Here is a 26,854-nt window from a genome sequence, read left to right on the forward strand (position 1 = left end):
AAATTTGCGGATGGCAGAAAATGAGGATAAAAACAGCGAAGATATTAGCAAAGGCGTAAATAACTACGCCCGGTACTCTGCAGTAGGTTTTCAAATGATAGCTATTATAGGTGTTTTCACTTATGCCGGCTATAAAATTGACGAAGCCGCCGGGCATAAAGTGCAGTGGGTTGCCGCGCTGCTGGCACTGGCCGGTGTTTTTATTTCATTGTACCTCGTTATCCGATCATTGAAAAAATGAAAATAGTTCGTCCGATCCTTATTTTTTTTGCATTTACGCTGGTATTGGCTGCATTGCCGGCATACTTTTGGTACCAACGCAGCAATATTATTTTACCCGAATTCTGGATACTATTTTCCTTCATATCCGGCCTTACATTTATCGTGGTTTTATCTATTTTAATAAGCCAACAAATAAATCCGGATATGTATGCACAAACTTTTATAGCGGGCACCGTTTTTAAAATATTGGCCATACTGGCATTTACGGTTATTTTTTTGTTGAAAACCCATGTTGATAAGTCGGTTTTTGTACTTAATTTTATTTATATATATTTCTTAAATACAGCCTTTGAAGTTTATATTTTGTTGCGTAACTTGCGCAACCAAAATTTAAAGTAGAAAACTTTATTTAGATGTATAACAGCCCGATTTTTAAAATAAAAATTTTTTCTATCCTGCGCGTTTTCGCCGTTTTTTTGGCCCTGAGCGCGTTTTCTGCACCTGCTTTTTCGCAGCATGACGCCCCCGGCCATGGCCAGGAAGCCCATGAAACAGGTGCCGGTGAAGAGAAAAAATTTGAGCCAAGCGAAGTGATATTAGAGCACATCGCGGATTCGCACTCATGGCATTTGTGGGGACATACTCATATCCCACTGCCTGTTATACTATATACCGACAAAGGTATCGAAACATTTTCTTCGTCTCATTTAGATCATGGCCACTATGCCGGTAAATATTATACTTATGCTTTGGAGCATAATAAAATAAAGGTTGTTAACGCTGAAGGGCAGATTGACGAGGCCGCAACTAAAAACGTTTGGGACTTTTCGATAACCCGTAATGTTGCCAGTATGTGGCTTTCTATTATATTGCTGATGGTAATATTCATCAGTGTGTCATCTGCTTACAAAAAGCGTGAAGGTAAAGCACCGAAAGGTTTACAGTCATTTTTGGAGCCGGTTATCCTGTTTGTGCGTGATGATATTGCAAAGCCTAACATCGGGCATAAGTATGCGCGGTTTATGCCTTTGCTGCTTACGATGTTCTTTTTTATATGGATAAATAACCTGATTGGTTTGGTGCCATTTTTCCCGGGCGGCGCAAACCTTACCGGTAATATTGCGGTAACGCTGGTTATGGCGGCTATTACGCTTATAGTTGTGAACGTTAACGGTAATAAATATTACTGGAAGCATATCCTGCTGCCTGATGTGCCGAAGTGGATTTACCCTATTATGTGGCCTGTAGAAATTGTGGGCATATTTTCAAAGCCGTTTGCATTGATGATTCGTTTGTTTGCGAACATCACAGCTGGTCACATTATTGTGTTAAGCCTTATATCATTAATATTCGTGTTCAAATCTTTTGCTATAGCACCGGTGTCAGTTGCGTTTGTGGTATTCATGGACGTGCTTGAACTGCTGGTAGCCGTATTGCAGGCATTTATATTTACATTGCTTACCGCGCTGTTTATAGGTAATGCCATTGAAGAACACCATCACTAAAATTTGTAAATAATTATATACTATATTAACTTTTAAATTTTAAAACCATGATTGGAAGTATCGCTGCACTTGGTGCAGGTTTAGCAGTAATTGGTGCCGGTATCGGTATCGGCCAAATTGGTGGCAAAGCCGTTGAAGGTATTGCACGCCAGCCGGAAGCTGCTTCAAAAATCCAGGGTGCCATGATCATCGCTGCAGCTCTTGTTGAAGGTGCTGCTCTGTTCGGTGTGGTGGTATCGTTCCTGGGCCTTAGATAATATCGCCCCAGGGAAAAAATTAACCGTACACTGCAGCGGTTGGCGGCAGGTACGGTTAATTAAAATTTAAGTTTAAAAAGTTTTAAAAAATACAATGGAATTAGTTACTCCCGAAATTGGTTTGGTTTTTTGGACCACGGTATCATTTTTAATACTGCTGGCAATATTAGGTAAATTTGCCTGGAAGCCGATAATGACCGCTATTGACGAACGTGAGCGTACTATAGAAGAAGCTTTGTTTAAAGCCGAAGCTGCTAAAGAAGAGATGGCCCGTTTAACCAGCGAAAACGAAGCTTTGCTAAAGCAAGCCCGCGCCGAACGTGACGTGATACTTGCCGAGGCCCGCAAGGTTAAAGAGCAAATTGTTGGTGACGCCAAAGACGCCGCGCAAAAAGAAGGCGCCCGCATGATTGAATCGGCACGTTTAGAAATAAACAACATGAAAGCGATTGCCCTGGCCGACGTTAAAAACCAGGTAGCCACGCTTTCACTGGATATAGCTGAGAAGGTATTGCGCAAGCAGTTTGAAGATCAGGGCAAACAAGATCAACTGGTTGCCGATTTGTTAAAAGAAGTAAAATTATCGTAGATATGAGATATTAGTCCCGATAGCTATCGGGATGAGTATGATAATTATAGTTCAGATCGAAAAAAGTTAATGAGGCGAGAGCTGGAGAATGGAGCTAAGTTCCAATTTCACATCTTAAGGCTCAAATCCAAAAGAAGAACATGTCAGAATTAACAGTAGCATCCAGGTACGCCAAATCATTACTTGACCTTGCCTCAGAGCAAAATGTTGTTGAGGATGCCAAAGCGGATATGGATTTCTTCCTTAAAACTTTGAAGCAAAATCCACAGCTTGCGGCAGTATTGGGCAATCCTATCATTTCGCAAAGCAAAAAAACGGCTATCCTGCGTGATGTATTTGCTGATAAGGTAAACAAAATTACGTTAGGTTTTTTTAGCCTGCTGGTAACTAAGGGCCGCGGCGAGATTATTTCAGGTACTGCCGAGGAGTTTATTAATCAATACAACACAAAGCAAAATATTATAAAGGCTACTGTTGTTTCTGCAACACCGCTTTCTGAAGAGAATAAACAGAAACTGGTAGCCGAAGTACAAACAGCAGTAGGCAGCCAGGTAATATTAACCGCTAAGGTTGACCCATCATTAATAGGCGGGTTTGTATTAACCGTTGGCGACAGGCAGGTAGACACCAGCCTGGCTAACGATCTGAAAAAATTAAAGAAAGAATTTGCCCAGGGGTAATTCAATAAGTAAAAACAAAAACTCTAAATAAATTAAAAAATGGTAGAGGTAAGACCAGACGAAGTATCAGCGATTTTGCGTCAGCAATTGGCAGGCTTCAAGTCAGAATCTGAATTAGAAGAAGTGGGTACCGTACTGCAGGTAGGCGACGGTATTGCGCGTGTTTACGGTTTAACAAAAGTACAATCAGGTGAGCTGGTTGAGTTTGACGGTAACCTGCAAGGTATCGTACTTAACCTTGAAGAAGATAACGTGGGTGTGGTATTGCTTGGTTCGTCTGAAAATATTAAGGAAGGTGACACTGTAAAGCGTACCAATCAAATCGCTTCAATAAACGTAGGCGAGGGCATGCTTGGACGTGTTGTTGATACCCTGGGAACTCCTATTGATGGTAAAGGCCCTATCAGCGGTCAAACCTATGCTATGCCATTAGAGCGTAAGGCTCCTGGCGTTATCTACCGTCAGCCGGTAACCGAGCCTTTACAAACCGGTATCAAAGCTATCGACGCGATGATCCCTATCGGCCGTGGTCAGCGTGAGTTGGTTATTGGTGACCGTCAGACTGGTAAAACTGCCGTTTGTATCGATACTATTATCAACCAAAAAGAATTTTATGATGCCGGTCAACCGGTTATCTGTATATATGTTGCCTGCGGACAGAAAGCCTCTACCGTAGCTAACATCGTGCGCACACTGGAAGAAAACGGTGCTATGCCTTACTCAATCGTAGTTGCGGCTAACGCGTCTGACTCTGCGCCAATGCAGTTCTTTGCTCCTTTTGCAGGTGCTGCTATCGGCGAGTATTTCCGTGACACGGGCCGTCCAGCACTAATCATCTATGATGATTTATCAAAACAGGCGGTTGCTTACCGTGAGGTATCGTTGTTGTTGCGTCGTCCTCCGGGCCGTGAGGCTTATCCTGGTGACGTGTTTTACCTGCACAGCCGTTTATTAGAGCGTGCCGCTAAAATTAACGTTAACGATTCTATCGCCAGGGATATGAATGATCTGCCTGAGTCATTAAAGGGCATTGTTAAAGGCGGTGGTTCATTAACGGCGTTGCCTATTATTGAAACGCAGGCCGGTGACGTATCTGCATATATTCCAACTAACGTAATTTCAATTACCGACGGTCAGATATTCCTTGAGTCGAACTTATTTAACGCTGGTGTTCGCCCCGCTATTAACGTAGGTATCTCTGTATCACGTGTGGGGGGTAACGCGCAGATTAAGTCGATGAAGAAAGTAGCGGGTACGTTAAAGCTTGATCAGGCCCAATATCGTGAACTTGAGGCTTTCTCTAAATTCGGTTCAGATCTTGACGCTTCTACCAAAAACGTATTGGATAAGGGCGCACGTAACGTGGAGATATTGAAACAAGGCCAATATTCACCGGTAACAGTTGAAAAACAGGTAGCTATTATTTATGCAGGTACTAAAAACCTTATGCGTAATGTGCCGGTAGACAAGATCAAAGAATTTGAGAACGAATATACCAGTCAATTAGAGGCTCGTCACCCTGAAGTGTTAAGCGCTCTTAAGGCAGGTAAATTTGATGACCAGATAACTGGCGTACTGGAAACAGTAGCTAAAGAACTGGCAGGTAAATATTAATTAGTACTTAGTATCAAGTATCAGGAGTCGGATAGTTTTACAATCATTGATTCCTGATACTAATACTTGATACTCAAATAAACAAATGGCTAATTTAAAAGAAGTAAGAAACAGAATTGCGTCGGTAGGCTCAACGCAGCAGATCACCAAGGCCATGAAGATGGTTTCGGCGGCCAAGTTGAAGCGCGCTACTAATGCTATTGTACAATTGCGCCCTTATGCCAATAAGCTTAAGGAGCTTTTAGCTAACCTATCTGCAAGTTTAGAGGATGGCGCGTCGCCCTATCTACAGGAACGCGAGCCGGTGCGCGTATTGGTAGTGGTTGTATCGTCAAACCGTGGCTTGGCAGGTGCATTCAACACTAACGTTATTAAAACGGCCAATACCCTGATAGCTGAAAAGTATAGCAAGCAGTTAGCTGCGGGTAACGTTTCAATAGTGGCTATAGGGAAAAAAAGCCAGGAGTTTTACCAGCGTCGGAAGTACAATGTTATCGGCAATAATAATGATCTGTATCTTAATTTAAACTTCGCCAACGCTTCGGTAATTACCGAAAGCATAATGGAAGGCTTTGTTAAAGGTAAATATGATCGCGTTGAATTGGTGTATAACCAGTTTAAAAATGCCGCGGTGCAGATACTGGTATCTGAACAGTTATTACCGGTGCCAAAAACTGAACCGGTTGCTGACGCTAAAGCATCGCAGGTAGATTATATCCTTGAGCCTTCACAGGCCGAGATAGTGGAACAGCTTATTCCTAAAAACATTAAAATTCAGTTATACAAGGCAGTGTTGGATTCAAATGCATCTGAACATGGCGCACGTATGACGGCAATGGATAAGGCTACCGAAAACGCGGGAGACTTGTTGAAAGCCCTGAAGTTATCATACAACCAGGCACGTCAGGCAGCTATCACCACCGAACTTACCGAGATTGTAAGCGGAGCGGCAGCTCTGTCGGGCGAATAATACCGAACTATTTTAAATCTAATATACAGGCTTTCCGGAAACGGGAGGCCTTTTTAGCTTTTTGATATTTATTATTTTAGTGTACTTGAAGTGGCACGCGGAAATCTTACATAAAACGTTAGTGTATTATAACCAGGTTAACCTGCGCGCATGTGCTGGTTTAAAGTCCCTTACCAAATTAAGATAATTTACATTTATGTTAATAAAATTCAGGTTTATTATATTGATTCTGATAGCGCCCATAGCAGGGTTTTCGCAACGCTTAGGACTTATTAAAACAGCTGATTTTGCAGATGGCAAGCTATCCGGTATTCCTTTCTCGGCACAACTTAATGAATCCTATGCGGCGGTTATAAAAAGTGATACAGTGCGATTCCCGGGTTCTAAGTCGTTAAGGTTAGAGATGCGGTATCAGGATTATAGCCTGTTGAAAAGGCGTGCCGAATATGCTGATTCATTAATTAAGCAAGGTGAACGCTGGTATGGCTTATCAATCTTCACACCCAAAACGTATGTTGCAGATACTGTACCTGAAATCTTAACGCAGTTTCACGCAAAAGATCAATCAGATCCTTTTAATTCGCCTAATGTAGCACTACAGGTTAAGAATGGGAGGTATTCAATAAGGGTGGCTTGGTCAACAGACGGCATTACTAAATCAACATTTTTTCATATGATGGCGGGCCTGTAACCCTTAATATATGGAATGATTGGGTGTGGCACATGGTTTATTCGTCAACCAATACTGGTTTAATTGAGGTTTGGCATAATAATAAATTATTGCTTAGGCGAAAAGGTCCAAATACCTATGCGCAGGATAAGCATTACCCTTATTTTAAATGGGGGATTTACAAATGGGGCTGGTCATATACTGTTCGTCCGCCAGCTGTCAAAAATAGGGTGCTCTTTTTTTCTGATGTCAGGGTAGCGGGGCCGTCAGGCAACTACCAGTCTGTTTATCCGGAACGGTTACCTGAAAATGCCGTACCAGTTAAATCTCCTAAGATTAAACAATAAAAATATAGCCATCTTAATAACCTTTTTATTTAGCGCCGCATCATGCACTCACTTATAAGGGTTACTCCACCAAATTTTGCGGCGGTAGTAATTATTTGTGCCTGACAATCTGTAGTATCTGAACTAGCGTCAAACACAAAGGTTACCTTTTGTCATTTCTGGTATTAATAATAAAACCTATAACATCATGAAAACCAGTATTTTAATTGTACTGCTGGCAACAGCGGTAACACTATTCTCATGCACAAGTTCAGGCACACATGAGTCGGTAGACTATGCAGGCACAGACTCAGATATGGTGACTTCTAATAGCGACATAGCAGACCAATCCAGTTTAGCAAAAACCGCGGATCTTAACTTTAAAGTGGCAAATGTACCGCGAACCTCCGGACTTATCTCGGTGCTTACTGTTCAGTATGGAGGGATGGTGATGCATCACCAGATGCTGTCAAATGTAATAAGCAGCAAAGACATTGATTTGGGTACAGATTCGCTAATGAAAGTGACGGCTTATAACACTGTAGCCGATATGACATTAAAGGTGCCTACACAGAAACTTGATGAGTTAATGAACAAGATAGCTAACATGAGCCTTTATGTTAACGAACGAAAAATGGATATTGAAGATAAGTCTATTGACAAGATGGTATCCGGGCTTAAGCTAAATAGCCCGGCGAGAGAATCAATAAGCGGTGAAAAATTTAAAGAAGAAACGATTAATGATCAGATATACAAATTACGCATAGACGACGCTGTCAAATATAGCACGGTAAAGCTGCATTTCTATCAAAGCAATACTGTGCTGAAAGAAACGGTTGCCGATGACGATACTGGTGCTTATAATATTCCGTTGTTTGAACAGCTTAAACTGGCATTATTTAATGGTATGCATTTATTTGCTAGCTTATTTATAACCTTAGTTAACCTTTGGGTATTTGTTTTGGCAGCTCTAGGCGTTTGGTTGGCTTACAGAATTTATACAAAGAAACGTAATCTATCACGGCAGCTAAGTAACTGACGGGCACTCATCAAAAAAGCATTCCTGCACAGGAATGCTTTTTTGATGTTAAAACAATTATGCTATTTTTAGCTTTCGCCAATCCATTAATGAAGTCACCACAATTAACCCTGGCGCGCAAAAGGCAGGAACTTAACTATAATCTTATTATTTGGATTGTTATTGCTATTGGCGTAGCCATAAGGCTGTTTCATCTCTTAAACAACCGCTCGTTATGGGAAGACGAGGTATACCTATCTACCGGGTTGGTCAATTATGATTTTCAGCAGCTATTTACCAAAGGGCTGCCTTTTCAGCAAAAGGCGCCGGCGGGGTATTTACTTGTGGTTAAAAGTTTGCTTGCTGTATTAGGCAACCATGAAATCCCGTTAAGGTTATTCTCCTTTATATCCGGAATATTGAGCTTAACAATGTTTGTGCCTGTAGTGCGACATTTTTTTAAGCCTGCCGGGCAAGTTGCTGCCATAACGGTAATTGCTTTTTCACCGGTGATATTGTACCACAGTGTGGAGGCCAAGCAATACGCGGTAGAACTATTTTCAACGGTGCTATTACTGTATCTCTATGTAAAATATCTTAACAAAACCGACGTGTTTTCGCTGATAGCGTGGGGTATTTGGGGTGCGATTATTATTTGGTTTTCCTTTGCTTCCGTATTTGTAATGGCTGGCATAGCCTTGGCGGTTGGCGTGCACTATTTGATAAGTAAGCAGTATGATGTGGTTGCACGACTGATTATAACGTTCGGTTTATGGTTTGGCAGTTTTATCGTCAATTATGTGCTATTCACACAAAAAGGGAGTGACACGGGCTGGCTGGTTGATTTTTTTGTAAAGCACGACGCTTTTATGCCGCTTTCGGGCAGTGCAATTACGTGGCTAGCCCAGCGCATCGTATCGTTTTTAAACTACCCGATGGGCCTAAGCTGGGTAACGGTATATAACGCTGGTGTAATTGAACAAGCCGTTATGCGTATGGTGTTTATACCACTGGCGCTCGCCGCCGCAGGTATTTTTTACCTGTTTCGTAATAACGGGCAATTACTTCTTATTATATCAGCGGTATTTATTTTTGTACTGATGGGTTCGGCAGTTAAAATGTACCCCTTTCACGAGCGGTTAACACTGTTTCTTGCGCCGCTTTTTACCCTGCTACTTGCGGCTGGATGCGATTTTTTTGCGAGCACTATTTTAAAAAAAACGGTATTTACTATGCTGATGATACTGCTGCTTGTATTTGGCCCTTTAAAAAATACCGTGCATCAAATAGAAAGTCTTTACTTGTTTGGTGATTACAAAAAATCTTTCAGGCGTGAGGCGCTTAATTATATCGATAAAAATTACCGGCCCGGAGACCTTGTTTATGTGTACTGGAATGAGGTGCCGGGCTATGAACTTTATAAAACCATCAAAGCTTTAAATTTTAAAGCTATTGAGGGGAAGGACTACCGCCATAAAGCCAACAATTACGACGAATATTTCACCCTTTTAAAAAAGGACTTTGCTCAGTTTAAGGAAAAAAAACGCGTATGGGTGCTACAAAGCCGTTTTATAATAATTCCGATAGGAGATTATACCAGCGACCCGCCCTGGTATTATGCTGACGGTGATTCTAATCAAAAATTTTATGATCAGCTGATGAAGTGGGGTAAGCCAATAAAAAAATTTAGCCCTGCGGATAAACGCGCAATAGGCGACATGAATGCCGTATTAATGGATTTTTCGACAAAATAAGTGGTTTGTTATACCGCATATCACCAACAATTTTTTATTTTTGCAGCAATAAAATTTACAAGCTATGAGTTCAATGGAAAATGCAAACGCTGAAGGGCACTATAAAATACTGGTTGTAGCAATAGCTATCGGCTTGTTTGGTTGTTTTTTTCGCTTTGCCGGCGAATCATCGATATATTCTATCATAGCTAATATTGCCATTATAATAGGAACTATTATCGCACTAAAAGCTGTGTTTGCAATTTTAAAGTAACTGCACTTATAAAAATATATAAGGCGCGCTGTATACAGCGCGCTTTTTTTGTATAAAACCTTTTGCTATAAGCTGTTTAACACCTTTTGCAATATGGTTTGTTCCATCTGCATGAAAGTTTTGCTTGCCGGTGCAAATGGTTACATAGGTACACGTTTAATTCCCGTTTTGCTGGAGAAGGGTCACGAGGTAGTATGCCTGGTGCGCGACAGACGGCGCTTTCATGAACAAAGCGACTTTAGTGATCGGGTTAGCCTGATAACCGGCGACCTGCACCGTGAGCAGGATATCGATCCGTTCCCGCAGGATATAGACGCAGCATATTACCTGGTACATTCCATGTCCCAATCGCCGGATTTCGCTGAGCTTGAGGCATTATCAGCTCATAATTTTGTGCAGCATGTTAACAACACATCATGCAGACAAATTATTTTTTTAAGCGGGATTGTTAACGATAAGCATTTGTCGAAACATCTTTTATCGCGTAAACATGTTGAGGATGTACTAAATGAAGCTAAAGCTGCATTGACCGTACTGCGTGCGGCCATTATTATTGGTTCGGGTAGTGCATCATTTGAAATCATTCGTGATTTAACGGAAAAACTACCCGTAATGACCGTGCCCAAATGGGTGAACAACCGTTGCCAGCCGATAGGCATACGTGATGTATTAACGTATCTTGAAGGCGTTTTACTAAATGAGAAGGCCTTTGACCGCACATTTGATATTGGCGGCCCGGACATACTCACCTTTAAACAGATGATATTAACTTACGCCGAGGTGCGCAAGTTAAAACGTTATATCATAACCATTCCATTTTTATCGCCCAAAATATCATCGTACTGGCTATACCTCGTAACGTCAGTGAATTATTCGCTTGCGAACAGCCTGGTGCAAAGCATGAAAAACGAAGCCATTTGCGGCGATTCGGCTATAGATGCGGTGGTACCGGTCAAGTGCCTCAGCTATCGGGAATGTTTAAAGCTCGCGTTTACAAAAATTGAACAAAATTCTATTGTTTCAAGTTGGAAGGATGCCCTGAATATGGGCTATCTCAACTCAGGATTTATGGACCAAATAAAAGTGCCGCAAAATGGTACACTTGAGTATAAAGTAAAAATGCCTTTTGAGAGCGGCCGGGATAATGTACTTAACAATGTATGGTCTATTGGCGGTAACCGTGGCTGGTACTACTGGGATTGGATTTGGAATGCACGCGGATTTTTGGACAAATTGTTTGGCGGTGTGGGTTCAAGGCGCGGCCGTACAAGCAACACAAGTATTTCTCCGGGCGACGTGATTGACTTTTGGCGGGTTTTACTGGCAGATAAACTGAATAAACGCTTATTGCTGTATGCCGAAATGAAGTTGCCCGGGGAGGCATGGCTTGAATTTAAAATAATTGAGCGTAGCGGCAAAAGCTTTTTAAGCCAGGTGGCTACTTTCAGGCCTAATGGTTTGTGGGGCCGTGCGTACTGGTACCTGATGTGGCCGTTCCATTTATTTATCTTTAAAGGCATGGCAAAACAGATTGTTAAATTTAAAGCATGAACAGGATTTTAATTACCGGCGGAACCGGGTTAATAGGCAAACACCTTACAACATTACTGTTGGCCAAAGGCTACACGGTATATCATCTTAGCCGTAGTGCAGGCAGCCATGCCAGGGTAAATACGTTTGTATGGGATGTTGAAAAGGGTGAGATTGACGAGCGTTGTATTGAGGGAGTTGACACTATTATCCATTTAGCTGGAGCGGGTATAGCCGACAAACGCTGGACCGATAAACGTAAGAAGCTCATTATTGAAAGTCGTACGCAATCAATACGCTTGTTGTACAGCTTGCTTAAGCGTAAACCACATACCGTTAAAAGTGTAATATCAGCATCAGGCATAGGTTATTACAGCGACAGGGCGGATGAATTGATGTTTGAAGATAGTGCGCCGAATAATGATTTTTTAGCAGTTAGCTGTATTAAATGGGAAAATGCTGTAGACGAAGGTGCAGAACTTGGGCTGCGTGTGGTAAAGTTCCGTACAGGGGTTGTATTGGATACAGGTGGGGGTGCCTTGCCAAAACTGGCGCTGCCGGTTAAATTTGGTGTTGGTGCGGCATTGGGCAGCGGCAGGCAATGGCTATCATGGATACACTGGCACGATGCGGTGGCCATGTACATTTTTGCCATAGAACATAATATAGCCGGGGTTTATAACATGGTAGCACCTAATCCCGTAACCAATAACCAATTAATAAAGGAAATAGCCAAAACACTCAAACGGCCGTTATGGCTTCCTAATGTCCCGGCATTTGCTTTAAAGGCTGCTTTAGGTGAGCTCGCCACAGCTGTACTAGGCAGTACCAAAGTGTCCTCGCAAAAGATAGAAAAGGCCGGATTTAAATTTGAATTTATTGATGTAAGTGCAGCCCTAAAAGATATACATGGCAAATAAAAAGGCAGTAAGTATATTTTGGTTTAGGCGTGACTTAAGGCCTGATGATAACGCCGGATTTTATCATGCATTAAAGGGCAACGAGCCTGTAATTCCCTTCTTTATATTTGATAGGCAAATCCTGGGTGATCTGAAGGATAAGGACGACGCCAGGGTAACTTTTATACACCAGGCAATAACTGAACTAAATGCCACGCTTAAAAAGCATGGGAGCAACATTTTAGTTTTTTATGACGATCCTATACAAGCCTGGAAAAAATTGTTAGAGATTCACAACGTTGCGCACGTATATGCTAATCATGATTATGAGCCGTACGCAAAAGAAAGGGATGCGGCCGTTGCAAATATGCTCGAAAAGCATAATATTACATTTAGCACTTACAAGGACCAGGTGATATTTGAAAGCGACGAGGTAATGAAAGACGACGGTAAACCCTATACTGTTTTTACGCCTTATAAACGCAAATGGCTGCAAACGCTCAATGCGTTTTATATGAAATCTTTTCCTAATAAAAAATACTTTAAAAACCTGTTTCAGTTTGAAGCACCTCATCTGCCAGCCTTAAAAGAAATGGGCTTTAGTATCAGCAGTCAAAACTTTCCTGATAAAAATTATAAATCTACAATTGATGATTATGCTAAAACACGGGATTTTCCGGCTGTTAATGGCACTTCACGGGTTGGCATGCATCTGCGTTTCGGAACGGTTAGCATACGCAGGCTTGTTCAGGATGCTGTTGAAGCACGGGAGAAAACCTGGTTGAGCGAATTGATATGGCGGGAGTTTTTTATGATGATATTGTACCATTTTCCTAAAACAGTAGATCATGCCTTCAGGCCCGAGTATGACCGGATACAATGGCGAAACAATGAGGAAGAATTTAACGCCTGGTGCCGCGGCGAAACAGGCTATCCGCTGGTAGACGCCGGTATGCGCGAACTAAATGCCACCGGTTTTATGCACAATCGTGTGCGTATGGTTACAGCAAGTTTTTTAAGTAAACACCTGCTCATTGATTGGCGGTGGGGAGAGCAGTATTTTGCCCAGAAATTACTTGACTATGAGATGTCAAGCAATGTTGGTAATTGGCAATGGGTGGCCGGCTCGGGCACCGATGCCGCTCCGTACTTCCGGATATTTAATCCTGAAGCCCAAACTAAAAGGTTTGATCCCAAAATGGAGTATATAAAAAAATGGGTTCCGGAGTATGCCGATTTCAGCAAGTATCCTAAACCCATTGTAGATCATGTTTTTGCCCGCGACCGGTGTTTAAAAGCGTTTAAGGCTGCGCTATCAAAGTAACTATAATAGCTCGGTTGTGCTCTTTATGGTAAACTCGAACCTTAAACAGCTAAAGCCAACAATACCGTTAGTGGTAGCCGCTTGTCCATAACCTAATCTGGAGGGTATAAGCATAGAAATGCTTTGTCCTGCCCTTGCATATTTCAGGCCTTCCTGCGCGCCTTTAATCAAGTCATCTATCATAAATGTAGCATCGCTTGTTTGTTCCTGTACTACGTTATCGTTTAAATAACGCAGTTTATAGGTGGTCACTATCTTTGAAGTTTGTGTAACCACATCGCCGGTATCAAGGCCCGTAATTTTGTAGTGGAGGCCGGAAGCGGTTTTGATATAGTCGTTAAGACCATTAGTCGTTTTATATTTTTCTATCGATAGCTGATCATAAACTTCCTGGTTGTCTATAATCCGTACAAAGTAGTCGAGACACTGGTTTCCATGAATACGGCCGTTAACATTGCCGCTGCTGCCCGAGCCAAAGCCGTTTACCCCGTAGGCCATGCGCGATGGGATAAGCAATCTCATACTGCCACCTTTATATTTTAAAATATTATATATACCTGATTGTAAGCCGCCTGGCAGCCCCAGGCTGGCAAACTGGCCCAAATAGCCGTTGTAATGATTTAAAATTGTGTCAGACGAGATATACCTGCCATCAAAGCTACGGATGGTATAAACCATTGCCAGCCTGTCTGAATATTCAATACGCGGGCTGTCGGTACGGCCGGCATCAATAATCTGGTAATACATGCCCGTGGTATCGCCGTCTGATGTATCGCGTAGCATAGTGCTTAGGCCATTTGTTTTTATGTACGCTTGTATCTGCTCATTATCATATTGCTTAATATCAGGATCAACCCTGTTTTTACGGCATGAGGTTATAACTATGGTAATTAAAAATAAAAATGTGAATAGTGTTTGTTTCATTTATGTTAGTTCGTTACATCATATAATGTTATCTCAAAATCAAGTACTGCATTAGCCGGCAGTCCTATTTTAGGCTGGGGGAAAGGTCCATAAGCATAGCGTGAAGGCGATAGTATTCGTAATGTTCCGCCCTTTTGTACTTGTGGTATACCCAGTTGCCAGGCTTTTATCAGGTTGCTGCCGAGCGTGATAGACGGATGAAATTTTCCGGTTTCGTAAATCACCTCATCTGAACCTAACTGGCGTGTCTTGTGCCCTATAGTAACCAATGTCGAGTTTGTGAATTCAGCATTCCCCTTACCAGGATTTATTACAATATAAAACACGCCCGTCGTATCAATCCGCTTAGCTTTGTCCTGTAAATCGTTATCAGTTATGTACTGCTGTATAATGCCGTCATCAATTCTTTTCTGCGCTTCCTCTCGCTCTTTACCAACAAGCGATTTTTTACAGGACGACAGCGCTGCAGCAGCAAGTAATATAACCAGCAGTATCTTGTTCATTTACTTTCTAACCGGCAAAGTTATTCTTTTATTATTCAAAAACAGAAGGTTAACACTTTTTAACGTTTAACTTACGGTTATGGTGTAAATCACAAAAAAAATCGCACTATTCGGGCTCGTACGCCAAAGTGAGTTTATTTATCTTTTTAAGCAATGACGAGAGATATTCCTTATCTTTTTCGCTGATGTGTTCGTCAAGGTAGTTATTAAATTGTTTCGCTACGTTACGGGCAAGCTGCTTCTTTTCGATACCTGATTCAGTAAGGTATATCTTAACCGAGCGTTTATCGCCAACGTTTGATTCGCGGTATATAAGCCCTGCGTTTTCCAGGTGGTTAAGTGTGCGCGAAAGGCTGGTTGATTTCAGCCCAAGTAATTGTGCAGCCTGCGATACAGTTGTGCCTTCGGTTTCATCAATGTTCATCAGCAGATAGCCTATTGATTGGGTAATACCGTGGTCAATAACCAATTGATTATACCGGTTTGCCATGCTTTGCCATACTATTTTTATTAAATAGTCAATAGTCTCCCGGTGTTTAGTAGTGTTACGCATGTTTAACAAACATACATAATTTGCCCATATTCCCGGCCGGGAGCCATAGTCGTAAACACTAGCAGTGATAATGTTTTATTGTACATTAAATCAGTTCACAGCACACCTTTTTTTAATCACATGACATAAAATATCATTTAAGGCGTTTACTTTGCATAAAACTATCGCAATGAAAAAAATCTTATACTTGTTTACTGCCATCTTATTTTTAGTTATCAGCGAAGCCAATGCGCAGGATTATACTACCGCTTTGGGTGCAAAATTTGGTGGTTACGAGAATGGCTTATCTGTAAAACATTTTACCAGTGCTAACACCGCTCTTGAGGGCATCCTGGGTTTCCGTAACCGCGGCGTTGTTATTACGGGCCTGTATGAAATTCACCAGCAAGCTTTTAATGTTGAAAGATTGAAATTTTATTATGGTTTTGGTGCGCACATAGGTTCATCAGGCCGGGGGTATTATAAACGTTTTGGTGCTGCCGACGAGCTATATGAAGACAGTAAGATATTGTTAGGGGCTGATGCGGTTTTAGGATTGGAATATAAAATAGCTGACGCCCCAATAGCCGTTAGCCTTGACCTTAACCCTCGGGTTGAACTGGCACGTGGTCCGTTCTTTGATTTGGCTCCGGGACTGGGTATTAAGTATACTTTTTGATCATCTTACTATCAATACTTTATTAGTAAACACATCTTTACCTGTTACTAATTTAAGCACATATACTCCGTTTGATAGGTTGGCTGTATTAATGTCCCTACTGAAATTTCCGGCTGGCACATTATTGCTAAGTGAGTAAACAGTTTGGCCGTTTATATTAACCAGAGATAATTTTAGTAAGCCCGCCGCTTTTACGTTAAACAAAACTGTAAGCCTGTCATTAGCAGGCGCAGGGAATGAAACCAGGTCGGTTAGCGGGTTAGTAACTGACGATCCGCCATATTTCCCTCCGGTTAGTATTAACGAATAATCCTGTCCGCCGCCCCTTAACGCGCCTTTGTGTGATACAGTAACAGTGTAAGTCTGTCCTGCAATGGTGTTAGGTACATATATCTGCTCTAAGTTGTCCCGTATATTATCACCCTTAGTTGCTGCCGCGTCGGGATTTGCAAGATCAAGAATCCATGGGCGATACAGTGTGCCATCTTCACTGCCTATTCTCATATCTATATCATTCACTAATTTAGGCGTACGGTCGTTTATTGTTCCGTATGCCGACGGTGTACCTTCAGGATCCGTCCATGAAATTATGGCTGCCAGAGGCTGCCCACCCGTAGCCACAAATGAGTAAGTTTGCGACTGACCTTGCTGCAGGTTTTGCTCGGTGATAAAGGTGGTACTTCCATTATTGGCAATGGTTTGTGCCGCTTTGCGCGCATCCAGTAGTCCCCATCCGTATTTATAATCTGGTCCGGGGTTCCCCGCATCCAAAGCTGTATGGCAAACAAGTCCTTTCAGGGTGGCCGATCTCATTACCGTGTCATGATGCAATTGCGCATAATACTCCTGCAACAGTATCAATGAGCCTGTAACGTTAGGCGTGGACATGGAAGTCCCGGAGTAGCCGCTTGAATACTGGTTATCAGTAATAGTTGAATAAACGTTTTCGCCCATTCCCATGATATCAGGCTTTATACGGCCATCATCCGTCGGGCCCCATGCACTAAAGTATGATACGTTAACATTTTCTGGTGTTAGCTGTTGAGCGGTTATGCGGTTAACTGAGCCTACGGTTATAATATTTTTAGCGTTTCCGGTGGTTGATATAACGTCATAACCATCGTTGTTACTTATGCCGGGCGGCCTTGGGCCTTTATCAACAATAGTTTCGTCGGTGCGGCTTTTATACCCAAAATAAGTTTCACCAACAGGTGGCCCTTGCTCTGAATGGCTGTTTCCCGCAGATTCCACTATCATATAATATGGTGCCTCAAAAGCCATTTTATCCCATGCTTGTGCACGATCATCATAAAAGCCAAACAGGTAATCTTCAGTATCTCCCGGTAATCCGTACCAGGTATTGCCATCCCATCCGGCTATGTCACCGTATGAGTGGTTGGAAAACAATAATTCGCTGGCCCGCGATGCCATTTCAGGTACATCGTCGTCATAATCGTAGGATAAGAGCGTACCCATATTAAATGCCATACCTTTTGCTCTGGGGCTTACCCCTTTTGCTATCAACGTACCTGCCACATGCGTAGTATGATCAATGGCACCACCCTGGCTGCTTGCTATGGTAATGATTTTGCCGGCGAATTCAGTATGTTCCCGGTATACTGTACCACCATCCCATATAGCTAATTTACCCCGAAAAACAGGATTTGAACCCGATAAATTTAGATTGAGTTCGCCACCGGGCTGTAATGCATCAGTACGCGTAGCCTCGGCAGCCTCGGTATTGTGTGTACGCAGATAAATAGGGAACCCCATTTTATTTAACCCTTGTAATGATACTAACCCGCCGTTTTTGGTGCGTTTACTCAGCATCCAATTATGCGTTTTTGCTAAAGCGAAAGCCTTTTGCCTACCTATGGCGTAGGATGATTTAAGCTGAGCGGCAAAGTTACTGAGGGTTTTCTTTTGGTTTGCAGTTACTAAAAGCCTTTGTGCACAAGCGTTGCCGGCAAAAAAAGTAAGCAATAACACGGATAGTATTGCCGGGTAAATTTTTCTCATCTAATGGTTTGAACTATATTAAATTGGTTGAGCCGGATTGTTTAAAGCAAGTTTCTGCATTTAAGGTAAAAATATAAAATTTTGTTATGATCAATAACAATACTTACGTTAAAATAAGGCAATTGGTTATTAAAATAATACTTATTAGTAGATTAGCCGACCAGACTATATTAAACCTTATAAGCACTGTTGATGATATATGATATAACCTTTGTTGGCAGCGGCATGGCCTGTGTTACAACGCTTACCGAGCTTTGTACCAGTCTGTTAAAAACAGGTTCGTTATTAAAAAAGCCCTTGAATATTGCTGTGATTGAAAAGCAATCACAATTTTGGGCCGGCTTACCCTACGGCGATAAATCATCAGTAAACTGCTTAACCATTACCACCTACGCCGAATTTTTAAATGATCCCGACAAATTTGACGAGTTTAACAACTGGCTTAAACAGGACAATCATAGCTGGATTACCGAATATCTCGCACTAGGCGGCAGCACAGCAGCCAAATGGTATAAAAGGAATAAGAATGTTATAGACGCAGGAGAAATAGCAACTATCGCTATTCCGCGTTATCTGTATGGCAAATTCATAAGGCAGCAGCTGCAGGAATTAGTTGCTGCCGCGGAGCAAAGAGGTCTGGTTACTTTAAAAACAATTAGCGGCGAGGCCGTAGCAGCCGGAAAAATTGACGGAAGCAACTTTGTTGTAGATATTAAAACTGGGGAAGACAGTATCATTGAGTTATGTACTCGCAAGCTGGTGCTTACCACCGGTAATATGCCCTTTCGTAAAGTTGAATTTTCCGGAAATGTATCCGCTGAACGTTTTATACAATCTGCCTATGAACCGGACATGGCGCATAATCTGCAAAGCCTGGAGTTTTTACTGCGAAATACTACCAACACTGACGAACGCAATTTGCTGCTGGTAGGTAGTAATGCTGCCAGTATAGAGTTGTTGTATCTGCTTGGTAACCATGAAGAGTTTACTACGCTGGTGAATAAAATAGTTGTATTATCACCCGGTGGGAAATTACCTTTAGCGGCTGTTGACACAAAGGATGACAAGCAATTTATCTTTTTTGATAAACTGAAAAACACGTCTAATTGCACGCCGGAGTTAGTGTTTGATGCCATGATGAAAGAGTTTGGCAAGCACTTCAAAAATGAGGTTTGTACATCAACGGTACAAAAGCTGTTGCAGCAAACCCGGCAATTGCTGTCATACATGTCTGAAGTTGAGTTTTCACATTTTTTAATGAGTAAGGGACCTGAGTTTTCCAAATTTATCAGGCGCTCGGTGGCTGATTATTTGCAAACTGTTATCAGGCTTAAAACCGAAGGCAGGCTAGTAATGCTGCAAGGTAAACTGGTTTCACTTTCATCTGAAGGCGGCGAAAATAACACTCCACTGGTGTTGCAATATAAAAACGGCAATGATGTTATAACCTACGGAAATAAATTTAGTGCAGTGATAGGCTGCTCGGGCTTTGGAACCTTTGGTGAATGCACATGCCCGCTTATTAACGACGTGCTTGCCAAGGGTTTATGTCAAATAAACACGGCTGGTATTGGCATTGAAGTTGATAAAAATTTTGAAGCAACAGAAAATTTCTATGTGACAGGCCCGTTGGTAGCAGGCACAGTGAACGAAGTGCTACATTATTGGCATCTTGAAAATTTGTCGCGCCTGTTGCAGCTGGCGCCGTACCTGAGCGCAAGCCTTTTACGCGATTTCACCATTTAAACTAAGCGGGGCCTAACATTAACGCCATTACTCGGTATACCAGTTGTATATACCGATTTTTTGAACGTGTTTTATAACTTCGGGAACATTAACTTTTATATTATGACTACGGATGATGTTTTTTCGAAATTCAAAGCGCTTGGAAATGAGACGTTGCGTCGGCAAAATATAAAGCGCGGTGCGCACGAAAATCAGTTCGGCGTAAAACTGGGCGACATTCGAAACATTGCGAAAAAAATAAAGACTGATAATAAATTGGCTAAAGCATTATGGGAAACCGGTAATATGGAGGCCAGGCTGTTGTCAACGCTAATTATAGATACTCAATTGTTATCTACTGATGAGTTAGATAGCATGGTGCGGTCTGAACATGTACCACAAGTGGCTGATTGGTTGAATGCTTATGTAGTGAAAGAGCACCCTGAAAAAGAGGCGTTGCGACAGCGGTGGATGCAAACCGATCATCCTATGGCAGCGCGCGCCGGCTGGAGCCTCACCGGCGGACGTATAGCAAGGAGCCCCGAGGGATTGGATATCCCCGCACTCCTTGATCGTATTGAGGCAGAGATGCCAGGTGCTGCCCCTGAAACGCAATGGACAATGAACATGGCGCTGGCATATATAGGTATTTATCACGCTGCTTATCGTGAACGTGCCCTTGCCATCGGCGATCGTTTAGGCATTTATCGTGATTATCCGGTTTCAAAAGGCTGTACTTCGCCATTCGCGCCGATATGGATTAATGAGATGGTTAAGCGGCAGGGTTAGTTAAGGCATTTAAGCCAAATCGAGAGTTGCTGCTATATATCCGGGGCCATAGCGAAAATTAAATCCCTGTTGATCGATATTTCGGGGTTTGGTCTTTATCTGGGTATGTGCCATATTAAATCCTTTCACCTTTCAACGCAAAAACTTACTTTTGCAAACTTTATACTAATCCAGCATGCTTAGAACACATACCTGCGGCGAATTAAATATGAGCCAATTAGGCCAATCCGTAACCCTATGCGGATGGGTGCAAAAAACACGCGATCTGGGTGGCACTACATTTATTGATGTACGTGACCGCTACGGTTTAACGCAATTAGTATTAAATACAGATACCGACGCTGCCCTGCGTGAAAAAAGCCGGGAGTTAGGCCGTGAATTTGTTATTAAAGTTAGCGGCAAAGTGTTAGAGCGTACCAACAAAAACTTAAAAATACCCACCGGTGAAATTGAGATAGGCGTTGAAGAACTGGAAATTTTAAATGCTGCCAAAATCCCGCCATTTTTGATTGAAGATGAGACCGATGGCGGGGAAGAACTTCGTGCTAAGTATCGCTACCTGGATTTACGCCGTAACCCCATACGGAATAACCTGGTACAGCGTCACAAAATTGGGCAGGAAGTACGTAAATATTTAGACGCTCTTGATTTTATTGAGGTAGAAACTCCTGTCCTGATCAAATCGACCCCTGAAGGTGCTCGTGACTTTGTTGTTCCCAGCCGCATGAATGCCGGAGAATTCTACGCCCTGCCACAATCTCCGCAAACCTTTAAACAACTGCTTATGGTGAGCGGGTTTGATCGTTACTTCCAGATAGTAAAATGTTTCAGGGACGAGGATCTGCGCGCTGACCGTCAGCCGGAATTTACCCAGATAGACTGCGAGTTATCATTTGTAACGCAGGAAGACATATTAAACATTTTTGAGGGCCTGATGCGGCATTTGTTTAAAACTGTGAAAGGTATTGACATAGGGCCGCTACAACGCATGCAGTATGCCGATGCTATGCGCCTTTATGGTTCGGATAAACCCGATCTACGTTTCGGAATGCCTTTTGTTGAACTGAATGACGTTGTTAAAGGCAAAAACTTCGGCATTTTTGATAATGCTGAACTGGTTGTGGGTATTAACGCTAAAGGCTGCGCAGAGTATACCCGTAAGCAAATAGATGAATTGACGGAGTGGCTTAAGCGTCCGCAAATTGGCGCTACCGGTCTCATATATTGCAGGTACAATACTGATGGCACACTTAAGTCGTCGGTAGATAAGTTTTATAACGAAAACGAACTTGCTAAATGGGCTACAGCCTGTGATGCTCAACCGGGCGACCTTATATTGATACTTGCCGGCCAAACCGATAAGGTGCGGAAGCAAATGAACGAGTTACGCCTGGAGATTGGCGGCCGTTTAGGCTTGCGCGACAAAGATCAATACGCGCCACTTTGGGTGATTGATTTTCCGTTGCTGGAGTGGGATGAGGAAAGCGGCCGTTACCATGCCATGCACCACCCCTTCACATCGCCCAAACCTGAGGATATTGCACTGCTTGATACGGACCCTAAAAATGTGCGCGCCAATGCGTACGACCTGGTTATAAACGGTACCGAAATTGGCGGTGGGTCCATTCGTATCCACGAAAAAGGATTGCAGTCGCTGATGTTTAAACATCTTGGCTTCTCGGCTGATGAAGCGCAAAAACAGTTCGGCTTTTTGCTGGATGCTTTTGAATATGGTGCGCCACCGCACGGCGGGATTGCATTTGGTTTTGACAGGTTGTGCTCCATTTTCGCCGGGCTTGATTCCATACGAGATGTAATGGCCTTCCCGAAAAATAATGCCGGCCGGGATGTAATGATTGATTCACCATCCACCATAGCAGAAGCACAAATGAAAGAGCTTAATATATTAACAACCATTTAAAAGTCTATTAATGTATTGTTTACAAACAATACATATCTACTTTGTCGCGTTAAATAAATACTATAATAAAAAAATGAAAAGATATCTTGTTGCTTTGTTAGTCGTCGGATTTTCAGCTTGTAAAAAGGATTCAAACGTCACTCAAGAACAGCGAAATAAAATGGACGATGCCATCGTCGAGGCTTACATAACTCAAAATAATATAGTTGCGCAAAAAGATTCAGCCAGCGGACTTTATTTTAGAATCATCGAATCGGGTAATAGCACGAAGCCGTTAATTTCGTCAAATGTGATTGTGAAATATATTGGTTATCGCATGGATACTGGTTCAAAATTTGCAGAGGCGTCAACCGGACAGACACTCCATTTGGGCGGATTAATAAAAGGTTGGCAAATAGGACTCCAAAAAATTGGTGAAGGAGGAATGATAGATCTTTTTATACCATCCTATTTGGCTTATGGTAACATGCCTTATGGGGGTTTACCGCCAAATTCAAATTTATATTATCGGGTGCATATCCTTACTGTGGAAAATTAGTCGTTTCAGTGAAAGCTGAATCGTTGCTTATATTAGCAAAACAATTATGATGAAAAGGTTTTGCTTAATTACATCTTTATCGCTGTCGGTCTTCTGTTCAGCATTTGCACAAAGTGAGATCCTTAAAGGATATGCGGCTAAAAAAGCCAAGGTGCTGCAAAGCAAACTTATAACATGGCGCCGTGATTTTCACCGTCATCCTGAACTTGGAAACAACGAGGTTCGCACCGCAGGTATTATTGCCAAACACCTTGATAGCTTGGGTATTGAGGTGAAAACCGGGGTAGCTAAAACCGGTGTGGTAGGTATATTAAAAGGAGGCAAACCCGGCCCGGTAGTAGCACTGCGTGCAGATATGGATGGCCTACCCGTGACAGAGCGTGAGGGCTTAACATTCGCTTCCAAAATCAAAACAACTTATAATGGCAAAGAGGTAGGTACGATGCATGCGTGCGGTCACGATTCGCATATGGCTATACTTATGACGGTTGCTGAAGTTTTATCGTCAATGAAGAAAGAACTGCCCGGTACGGTAAAATTTATTTTTCAACCAGCGGAGGAAGGCGCTCCGCTCGGCGAGAAAGGCGGTGCCGAGGTAATGGTTAAGGAAGGGGTTCTATCGAATCCAAGAGTGGATGCGGTTTTCGGTCTGCATATATGGTCAAACCTGGAGGTTGGAAAAATTGGTTATCGCCCCGGAGGTATAATGGCTGGCTCCAGTGATATGCGGATTGTGGTTACAGGTAAGTCGGCGCATGGTGCTTACCCCTGGCAGAGTGTTGACCCTATTTTAGTGTCGGCACAAATTATAAGCAGTTTACAAAGTATTGTAAGTCGTAATATAAATATAACCGAAAACCCGGCAGTGGTAACCATAGGCGCTATCAACGGCGGTACCCGATTCAATATAATACCCGAAAAAGTGGAGATGGTAGGCACCCTGCGCTATTTTTCGGCGGGAGACGAAAAAATTATTACCGAAAACGCAACGCGGATAGTTACAAAAGTGGCGGAGGCCCACGGTGCTTCCGCCGAAATAAATGTGCCGTATACCACGCGATACCCGGTAACATTCAACAACCTTGCACTTACCGCTAAAATGTTGCCGACTTTAAAGGCTACGGCCGGTACATCTAATGTTGTATTACACCCTGCTGTAACAGGTGCCGAAGATTTTAGCTTTTACCAGGAAAAAGTTCCCGGCTTGTTTTTGTTTTTAGGCGGAATGCCTAAAGGCAATGACCCTTTAAAGGCGCCGCCACACCATACCCCCGGCTTTTTTATCGACGAGAGCGGTTTTATGCTTGGAGTGAATGCGTTGTGTAATTTGGCTATTGATTACATGACTACAAAATAGATTAAAAGGGAATCAAATGCACATAGCAGTAACAGCTTAATTATGTCAAAGTTCCTTTTTCCGTGTACCAGAACCAACGTCGCCTTCCGCCCATGTATGCATAAAGCGATGATCAGGGAAGGTTTAAATACCGGCAGCAAAAATTATAATGGTGGCTTTGAGGAAAAATCAATTTGGCGATAACGAACTGTTGGCAGTGCTACGGGATAGAATATGTGTAGGAACTACCCGGGAAACCAAATATTCATTTTTCCGTTAATTATAATAACTAACTCCACTCATTAATAAACTAATCACATCATGTCCTCACACCATGTCATCCGCGAAAAGCAAGAACCAGCCTTACTTGTGTTGGGCCTCGATACTTTTTCAGATGAGTTATTAGGGCAGTTACTGGAATGGAGCCCAACGGTTATTGCTACACATGATACTGCCGAAAAGGTGCATGCGTTCGGTATAAAAATTGATTGGATAATAACCAACGATACTTATGAGGCGCTGCAATCAGATATAAAAATAATGCCTGCAGGAAAGGATACTCTGGCTGAAGCAGCACTAAAATACCTGGTTACCCATAACTATCCGGCAGTAAACATTATAACAGATAGTTTACAGCTTAAAGACTTTATGCTTTTTGCTGATAAAATAAGCCTGGTAATTTATCATAATAGCCGTAAAATATATCCTGTTACTACAGGTTTTAGTAAATGGAAACCTGCGGGCGAGGTAATTGAGTTACTTGCGCATCCGGATAAATTGCAAACCGGCGGGTTACAAGCTATCCAGATTAATCGTTTTCAAACTACACATGATGGTTTTTTTAGCCTGCAATTTGATCAACCCTTTTTGTTTATAGCAGAAGATATCTAAGACTTTGCGCCAAAACCACTGCACGCATCGCACTTGGTTGAACGGGATGTTACAAAGGCAATAAGCGTTGCAATGAAAAAAATAATTAAACCATGATTAAACCGTTTCAAACAAAAAGGGTCTATACATTTACAGCATTGTAAATGCTGTACTCATTAATAATTAGTTACATGAAAAGATCATATAAAAATTTTCTGTACGCCTCTCTTAGCGCACTTTTATGTTCGTTTACTGTGCTAAAGGCTGAAGCACAACGTGGCGGTCGTAGCGGAGGCGGTGGGGGCGGTGGCAGCGTATCCCGCGGTGGCGGTGGCGGTAGCTTCGGTGGCGGGTCGCGCGGTGGTGGCAGCGTGGGCGTTTCTCGTCCATCGTTTGGCGGTAACAGCGTCTCTAGGCCTTCATACAATGGTGGGAGCCGGCCGTCTTTTAACAGCGGGGCATCAAGGCCAAGTTACAATAACGGTGTCAGCCCGTCTTCAAGGGAACAGGCTATACGCAATTATTCGCGTCCCAGCCAGTCATCCGGCATTAGCAGGTACAATGGGCAGGGTTACAATCGCGATAGTCGTGTAAGTCGTTATAATAATCAAAGCTATAGTCAGGGGAACCGTGTTAACCGTAGCAATAGCCGGTATTACAATGGCGGTAACAGAGTTTATCCAAATCGTAACTATGGCTATAACAGGCGCGCCTATAACGGCGGCCGATACTATGGTGGCAGGTATTACGGCCGCGGCTATTATCCGCGTGGTGGTTTTTATGGCGGTTACTATGGGTACGGCTATTATAACTCATATTATTTACCAAACATAGGGTTCAGCGTAGGCTTTTTGCCGTACGGATATTATCCGTTTTACTGGAACAATGTGCAATACTATTACAGCGATGGACTATATTATCAGCAACAAGATGATGAATATACTGTAGTTGAACCTCCGGTAGGAGCAGAAATAAAACAGTTGCCTGAGAAAGCACAATCGATAGTTATTAACGGGGTACAGTATTATGAGTTAAACGGCGTTTACTATCAGCCGGTGACTAAGGATGACGGAACCGTTGCTTACCAGATAGCAGGTAAAGACGGTGAATTAAATACCGACGAAGCCGAAGAAGGCCAACTGCCGTTAGTTGGAGATATAGAACTGGAGTTACCTCCGGATAGCAGGAAGGTAAAATTAAATGGTGAAACGTTGTTTATATCGCCGGATGGGGTATATTATAAAGAAGACCGGGACGCCAATGATAATAAAGTGTATAAGGTAGTTGGCGTACCTGCCGAAGAGACGTCTCCGGCACGCGATTGATAAGTTTATTAATTAGCACGTTGTGTGCTTAAATTTAGGTTTACTGCTATATAAATAAAATGAGCCCGTTTTTAACGGGCTC

At 42.5% G+C, this 26,854-nt stretch carries 28 protein-coding genes; 24 read left to right on the forward strand and 4 right to left on the reverse strand.

Annotation, left to right across the window (positions count from 1 at the left end; all coding sequences use genetic code 11):
• Nucleotides 1-10: 10 nt before the first annotated feature.
• The 16 genes from DJ568_RS10245 (at nucleotide 11) to DJ568_RS10320 (ending at nucleotide 13,611) form a co-directional block, all read left to right on the forward strand.
• Nucleotides 11-241 (forward strand): AtpZ/AtpI family protein, encoded by a 231-nt coding sequence (locus tag DJ568_RS10245; protein WP_114005177.1) that lies wholly within the window; start codon nucleotides 11-13, stop codon nucleotides 239-241.
• Nucleotides 238-621: a hypothetical protein gene (locus DJ568_RS10250; protein WP_114005178.1), complete on the forward strand. Its 384-nt coding sequence runs from the start codon at nucleotides 238-240 to the stop codon at nucleotides 619-621. Before DJ568_RS10245 ends, DJ568_RS10250 begins: the two co-directional genes overlap by 4 nt.
• Nucleotides 622-635: 14 nt before the next feature.
• Entirely contained in the window at nucleotides 636-1,727 is a 1,092-nt protein-coding gene (gene atpB / locus DJ568_RS10255) for a F0F1 ATP synthase subunit A (RefSeq protein WP_114005179.1), read from the forward strand.
• A gap of 47 nt (nucleotides 1,728-1,774) precedes the next feature.
• Nucleotides 1,775-1,984, forward strand: a complete 210-nt coding sequence (atpE, locus tag DJ568_RS10260) for an ATP synthase F0 subunit C (protein ID WP_114005180.1) — start codon at nucleotides 1,775-1,777, stop codon at nucleotides 1,982-1,984.
• A gap of 94 nt (nucleotides 1,985-2,078) precedes the next feature.
• Complete coding sequence (gene atpF / locus DJ568_RS10265; protein WP_114005181.1) at nucleotides 2,079-2,573, forward strand: F0F1 ATP synthase subunit B; 495 nt, start codon at nucleotides 2,079-2,081, stop codon at nucleotides 2,571-2,573.
• Nucleotides 2,574-2,713: 140 nt separating this feature from the next.
• Nucleotides 2,714-3,253 carry an ATP synthase F1 subunit delta gene (gene atpH / locus DJ568_RS10270; RefSeq protein WP_114005182.1) on the forward strand — a complete coding sequence of 180 codons (540 nt, stop codon included), beginning with the start codon at nucleotides 2,714-2,716 and terminating at the stop codon, nucleotides 3,251-3,253.
• A 39-nt stretch (nucleotides 3,254-3,292) separates the two neighbouring features.
• Nucleotides 3,293-4,867 (forward strand): F0F1 ATP synthase subunit alpha, encoded by a 1,575-nt coding sequence (gene atpA / locus DJ568_RS10275; protein WP_114005183.1) that lies wholly within the window; start codon nucleotides 3,293-3,295, stop codon nucleotides 4,865-4,867.
• Nucleotides 4,868-4,952: 85 nt separating this feature from the next.
• A complete protein-coding gene (gene atpG / locus DJ568_RS10280) occupies nucleotides 4,953-5,837 on the forward strand; it encodes an ATP synthase F1 subunit gamma (RefSeq protein ID WP_114005184.1) in 885 nt (294 codons plus the stop codon).
• A 196-nt stretch (nucleotides 5,838-6,033) separates the two neighbouring features.
• Nucleotides 6,034-6,528 carry a heparin lyase I family protein gene (locus DJ568_RS10285; RefSeq protein WP_114005185.1) on the forward strand — a complete coding sequence of 165 codons (495 nt, stop codon included), beginning with the start codon at nucleotides 6,034-6,036 and terminating at the stop codon, nucleotides 6,526-6,528.
• Between the two features lie 32 nt (nucleotides 6,529-6,560).
• Complete coding sequence (locus DJ568_RS17630; protein WP_394339546.1) at nucleotides 6,561-6,854, forward strand: heparin lyase I family protein; 294 nt, start codon at nucleotides 6,561-6,563, stop codon at nucleotides 6,852-6,854.
• A 187-nt stretch (nucleotides 6,855-7,041) separates the two neighbouring features.
• Nucleotides 7,042-7,872, forward strand: a complete 831-nt coding sequence (locus DJ568_RS10295) for a DUF4349 domain-containing protein (RefSeq protein WP_114005187.1) — start codon at nucleotides 7,042-7,044, stop codon at nucleotides 7,870-7,872.
• A gap of 89 nt (nucleotides 7,873-7,961) precedes the next feature.
• Nucleotides 7,962-9,605 carry a glycosyltransferase family 39 protein gene (locus DJ568_RS10300; RefSeq protein WP_158534918.1) on the forward strand — a complete coding sequence of 548 codons (1,644 nt, stop codon included), beginning with the start codon at nucleotides 7,962-7,964 and terminating at the stop codon, nucleotides 9,603-9,605.
• A 64-nt stretch (nucleotides 9,606-9,669) separates the two neighbouring features.
• Nucleotides 9,670-9,858 carry a hypothetical protein gene (locus tag DJ568_RS10305; protein ID WP_114005189.1) on the forward strand — a complete coding sequence of 63 codons (189 nt, stop codon included), beginning with the start codon at nucleotides 9,670-9,672 and terminating at the stop codon, nucleotides 9,856-9,858.
• Between the two features lie 111 nt (nucleotides 9,859-9,969).
• Nucleotides 9,970-11,409, forward strand: a complete 1,440-nt coding sequence (locus tag DJ568_RS10310) for an SDR family oxidoreductase (protein ID WP_114005190.1) — start codon at nucleotides 9,970-9,972, stop codon at nucleotides 11,407-11,409.
• A complete protein-coding gene (locus DJ568_RS10315) occupies nucleotides 11,406-12,308 on the forward strand; it encodes a TIGR01777 family oxidoreductase (RefSeq protein ID WP_114005191.1) in 903 nt (300 codons plus the stop codon). The genes DJ568_RS10310 and DJ568_RS10315 overlap by 4 nt, the downstream gene beginning before the upstream one ends.
• Entirely contained in the window at nucleotides 12,298-13,611 is a 1,314-nt protein-coding gene (locus tag DJ568_RS10320; RefSeq protein WP_114005192.1) for a cryptochrome/photolyase family protein, read from the forward strand. Before DJ568_RS10315 ends, DJ568_RS10320 begins: the two co-directional genes overlap by 11 nt.
• Here the strand turns inward: DJ568_RS10320 and DJ568_RS10325 are convergent, their stop codons facing one another.
• The 3 genes from DJ568_RS10325 to DJ568_RS10335 form a co-directional block, all read right to left on the reverse strand.
• Nucleotides 13,612-14,535, reverse strand: a complete 924-nt coding sequence (locus tag DJ568_RS10325; RefSeq protein WP_114005193.1) for an FKBP-type peptidyl-prolyl cis-trans isomerase — start codon at nucleotides 14,533-14,535, stop codon at nucleotides 13,612-13,614.
• 5 nt (nucleotides 14,536-14,540) lie between these two features.
• A complete protein-coding gene (locus DJ568_RS10330) occupies nucleotides 14,541-15,038 on the reverse strand; it encodes an FKBP-type peptidyl-prolyl cis-trans isomerase (protein WP_114005194.1) in 498 nt (165 codons plus the stop codon).
• A gap of 106 nt (nucleotides 15,039-15,144) precedes the next feature.
• Nucleotides 15,145-15,591 carry a MarR family winged helix-turn-helix transcriptional regulator gene (locus DJ568_RS10335; protein WP_114005195.1) on the reverse strand — a complete coding sequence of 149 codons (447 nt, stop codon included), beginning with the start codon at nucleotides 15,589-15,591 and terminating at the stop codon, nucleotides 15,145-15,147.
• A 169-nt stretch (nucleotides 15,592-15,760) separates the two neighbouring features.
• Here DJ568_RS10335 and DJ568_RS10340 point away from each other — a divergent pair, with 169 nt between their 5' ends.
• Complete coding sequence (locus DJ568_RS10340) at nucleotides 15,761-16,249, forward strand: hypothetical protein (RefSeq protein WP_114005196.1); 489 nt, start codon at nucleotides 15,761-15,763, stop codon at nucleotides 16,247-16,249.
• On the opposite strand, the gene DJ568_RS10345 is transcribed toward DJ568_RS10340, so the two are convergent.
• Nucleotides 16,250-18,268, reverse strand: coding sequence for a S8 family serine peptidase (locus DJ568_RS10345; RefSeq protein WP_114005197.1), 2,019 nt, complete (start codon nucleotides 18,266-18,268; stop codon nucleotides 16,250-16,252).
• A 192-nt stretch (nucleotides 18,269-18,460) separates the two neighbouring features.
• Here DJ568_RS10345 and DJ568_RS10350 point away from each other — a divergent pair, with 192 nt between their 5' ends.
• The 7 genes from DJ568_RS10350 to DJ568_RS17115 all read left to right on the forward strand — a co-directional run bounded on the left by DJ568_RS10350 (nucleotide 18,461) and on the right by DJ568_RS17115 (nucleotide 26,772).
• A complete protein-coding gene (locus DJ568_RS10350) occupies nucleotides 18,461-20,014 on the forward strand; it encodes an FAD/NAD(P)-binding protein (RefSeq protein WP_114005198.1) in 1,554 nt (517 codons plus the stop codon).
• Nucleotides 20,015-20,116: 102 nt separating this feature from the next.
• On the forward strand, nucleotides 20,117-20,782 hold the full coding sequence (locus DJ568_RS10355; RefSeq protein ID WP_114005199.1) for a DNA alkylation repair protein: 666 nt from the start codon (nucleotides 20,117-20,119) through the stop codon (nucleotides 20,780-20,782).
• A gap of 175 nt (nucleotides 20,783-20,957) precedes the next feature.
• Entirely contained in the window at nucleotides 20,958-22,703 is a 1,746-nt protein-coding gene (aspS, locus tag DJ568_RS10360) for an aspartate--tRNA ligase (RefSeq protein ID WP_114005200.1), read from the forward strand.
• Between the two features lie 73 nt (nucleotides 22,704-22,776).
• Entirely contained in the window at nucleotides 22,777-23,241 is a 465-nt protein-coding gene (locus DJ568_RS10365; RefSeq protein WP_158534919.1) for an FKBP-type peptidyl-prolyl cis-trans isomerase, read from the forward strand.
• A gap of 46 nt (nucleotides 23,242-23,287) precedes the next feature.
• Complete coding sequence (locus tag DJ568_RS10370) at nucleotides 23,288-24,598, forward strand: amidohydrolase (protein WP_114005202.1); 1,311 nt, start codon at nucleotides 23,288-23,290, stop codon at nucleotides 24,596-24,598.
• 300 nt (nucleotides 24,599-24,898) lie between these two features.
• Nucleotides 24,899-25,468 carry a thiamine diphosphokinase gene (locus tag DJ568_RS10375; RefSeq protein ID WP_114005203.1) on the forward strand — a complete coding sequence of 190 codons (570 nt, stop codon included), beginning with the start codon at nucleotides 24,899-24,901 and terminating at the stop codon, nucleotides 25,466-25,468.
• A gap of 170 nt (nucleotides 25,469-25,638) precedes the next feature.
• The gene (locus tag DJ568_RS17115; RefSeq protein WP_158534920.1) at nucleotides 25,639-26,772 is read left to right on the forward strand and encodes a DUF6515 family protein; all 1,134 of its coding nucleotides are present in this window, start codon (nucleotides 25,639-25,641) and stop codon (nucleotides 26,770-26,772) included.
• The last annotated feature ends 82 nt before the right edge of the window (nucleotides 26,773-26,854 follow it).

It is taken from the genome of Mucilaginibacter hurinus (genome assembly GCF_003324525.1).
GTDB lineage: Bacteria > Bacteroidota > Bacteroidia > Sphingobacteriales > Sphingobacteriaceae > Mucilaginibacter > Mucilaginibacter hurinus.

What these genes read in the sequence shown, in the direction of transcription:
- DJ568_RS10245 (WP_114005177.1), top strand. Translation starts at nt 11, where the DNA reads ATGGCAGAAAATGAGGATAAAAACAGCGAAGATATTAGCAAAGGCGTA.
- DJ568_RS10250 (WP_114005178.1), top strand. Translation starts at nt 238, where the DNA reads ATGAAAATAGTTCGTCCGATCCTTATTTTTTTTGCATTTACGCTGGTA.
- atpB (WP_114005179.1), top strand. Translation starts at nt 636, where the DNA reads ATGTATAACAGCCCGATTTTTAAAATAAAAATTTTTTCTATCCTGCGC.
- atpE (WP_114005180.1), top strand. Translation starts at nt 1,775, where the DNA reads ATGATTGGAAGTATCGCTGCACTTGGTGCAGGTTTAGCAGTAATTGGT.
- atpF (WP_114005181.1), top strand. Translation starts at nt 2,079, where the DNA reads ATGGAATTAGTTACTCCCGAAATTGGTTTGGTTTTTTGGACCACGGTA.
- atpH (WP_114005182.1), top strand. Translation starts at nt 2,714, where the DNA reads ATGTCAGAATTAACAGTAGCATCCAGGTACGCCAAATCATTACTTGAC.
- atpA (WP_114005183.1), top strand. Translation starts at nt 3,293, where the DNA reads ATGGTAGAGGTAAGACCAGACGAAGTATCAGCGATTTTGCGTCAGCAA.
- atpG (WP_114005184.1), top strand. Translation starts at nt 4,953, where the DNA reads ATGGCTAATTTAAAAGAAGTAAGAAACAGAATTGCGTCGGTAGGCTCA.
- DJ568_RS10285 (WP_114005185.1), top strand. Translation starts at nt 6,034, where the DNA reads ATGTTAATAAAATTCAGGTTTATTATATTGATTCTGATAGCGCCCATA.
- DJ568_RS17630 (WP_394339546.1), top strand. Translation starts at nt 6,561, where the DNA reads ATGGTTTATTCGTCAACCAATACTGGTTTAATTGAGGTTTGGCATAAT.
- DJ568_RS10295 (WP_114005187.1), top strand. Translation starts at nt 7,042, where the DNA reads ATGAAAACCAGTATTTTAATTGTACTGCTGGCAACAGCGGTAACACTA.
- DJ568_RS10300 (WP_158534918.1), top strand. Translation starts at nt 7,962, where the DNA reads ATGAAGTCACCACAATTAACCCTGGCGCGCAAAAGGCAGGAACTTAAC.
- DJ568_RS10305 (WP_114005189.1), top strand. Translation starts at nt 9,670, where the DNA reads ATGAGTTCAATGGAAAATGCAAACGCTGAAGGGCACTATAAAATACTG.
- DJ568_RS10310 (WP_114005190.1), top strand. Translation starts at nt 9,970, where the DNA reads ATGAAAGTTTTGCTTGCCGGTGCAAATGGTTACATAGGTACACGTTTA.
- DJ568_RS10315 (WP_114005191.1), top strand. Translation starts at nt 11,406, where the DNA reads ATGAACAGGATTTTAATTACCGGCGGAACCGGGTTAATAGGCAAACAC.
- DJ568_RS10320 (WP_114005192.1), top strand. Translation starts at nt 12,298, where the DNA reads ATGGCAAATAAAAAGGCAGTAAGTATATTTTGGTTTAGGCGTGACTTA.
- DJ568_RS10325 (WP_114005193.1), bottom strand. Translation starts at nt 14,535, where the DNA reads ATGAAACAAACACTATTCACATTTTTATTTTTAATTACCATAGTTATA.
- DJ568_RS10330 (WP_114005194.1), bottom strand. Translation starts at nt 15,038, where the DNA reads ATGAACAAGATACTGCTGGTTATATTACTTGCTGCTGCAGCGCTGTCG.
- DJ568_RS10335 (WP_114005195.1), bottom strand. Translation starts at nt 15,591, where the DNA reads ATGCGTAACACTACTAAACACCGGGAGACTATTGACTATTTAATAAAA.
- DJ568_RS10340 (WP_114005196.1), top strand. Translation starts at nt 15,761, where the DNA reads ATGAAAAAAATCTTATACTTGTTTACTGCCATCTTATTTTTAGTTATC.
- DJ568_RS10345 (WP_114005197.1), bottom strand. Translation starts at nt 18,268, where the DNA reads ATGAGAAAAATTTACCCGGCAATACTATCCGTGTTATTGCTTACTTTT.
- DJ568_RS10350 (WP_114005198.1), top strand. Translation starts at nt 18,461, where the DNA reads ATGATATATGATATAACCTTTGTTGGCAGCGGCATGGCCTGTGTTACA.
- DJ568_RS10355 (WP_114005199.1), top strand. Translation starts at nt 20,117, where the DNA reads ATGACTACGGATGATGTTTTTTCGAAATTCAAAGCGCTTGGAAATGAG.
- aspS (WP_114005200.1), top strand. Translation starts at nt 20,958, where the DNA reads ATGCTTAGAACACATACCTGCGGCGAATTAAATATGAGCCAATTAGGC.
- DJ568_RS10365 (WP_158534919.1), top strand. Translation starts at nt 22,777, where the DNA reads ATGAAAAGATATCTTGTTGCTTTGTTAGTCGTCGGATTTTCAGCTTGT.
- DJ568_RS10370 (WP_114005202.1), top strand. Translation starts at nt 23,288, where the DNA reads ATGATGAAAAGGTTTTGCTTAATTACATCTTTATCGCTGTCGGTCTTC.
- DJ568_RS10375 (WP_114005203.1), top strand. Translation starts at nt 24,899, where the DNA reads ATGTCCTCACACCATGTCATCCGCGAAAAGCAAGAACCAGCCTTACTT.
- DJ568_RS17115 (WP_158534920.1), top strand. Translation starts at nt 25,639, where the DNA reads ATGAAAAGATCATATAAAAATTTTCTGTACGCCTCTCTTAGCGCACTT.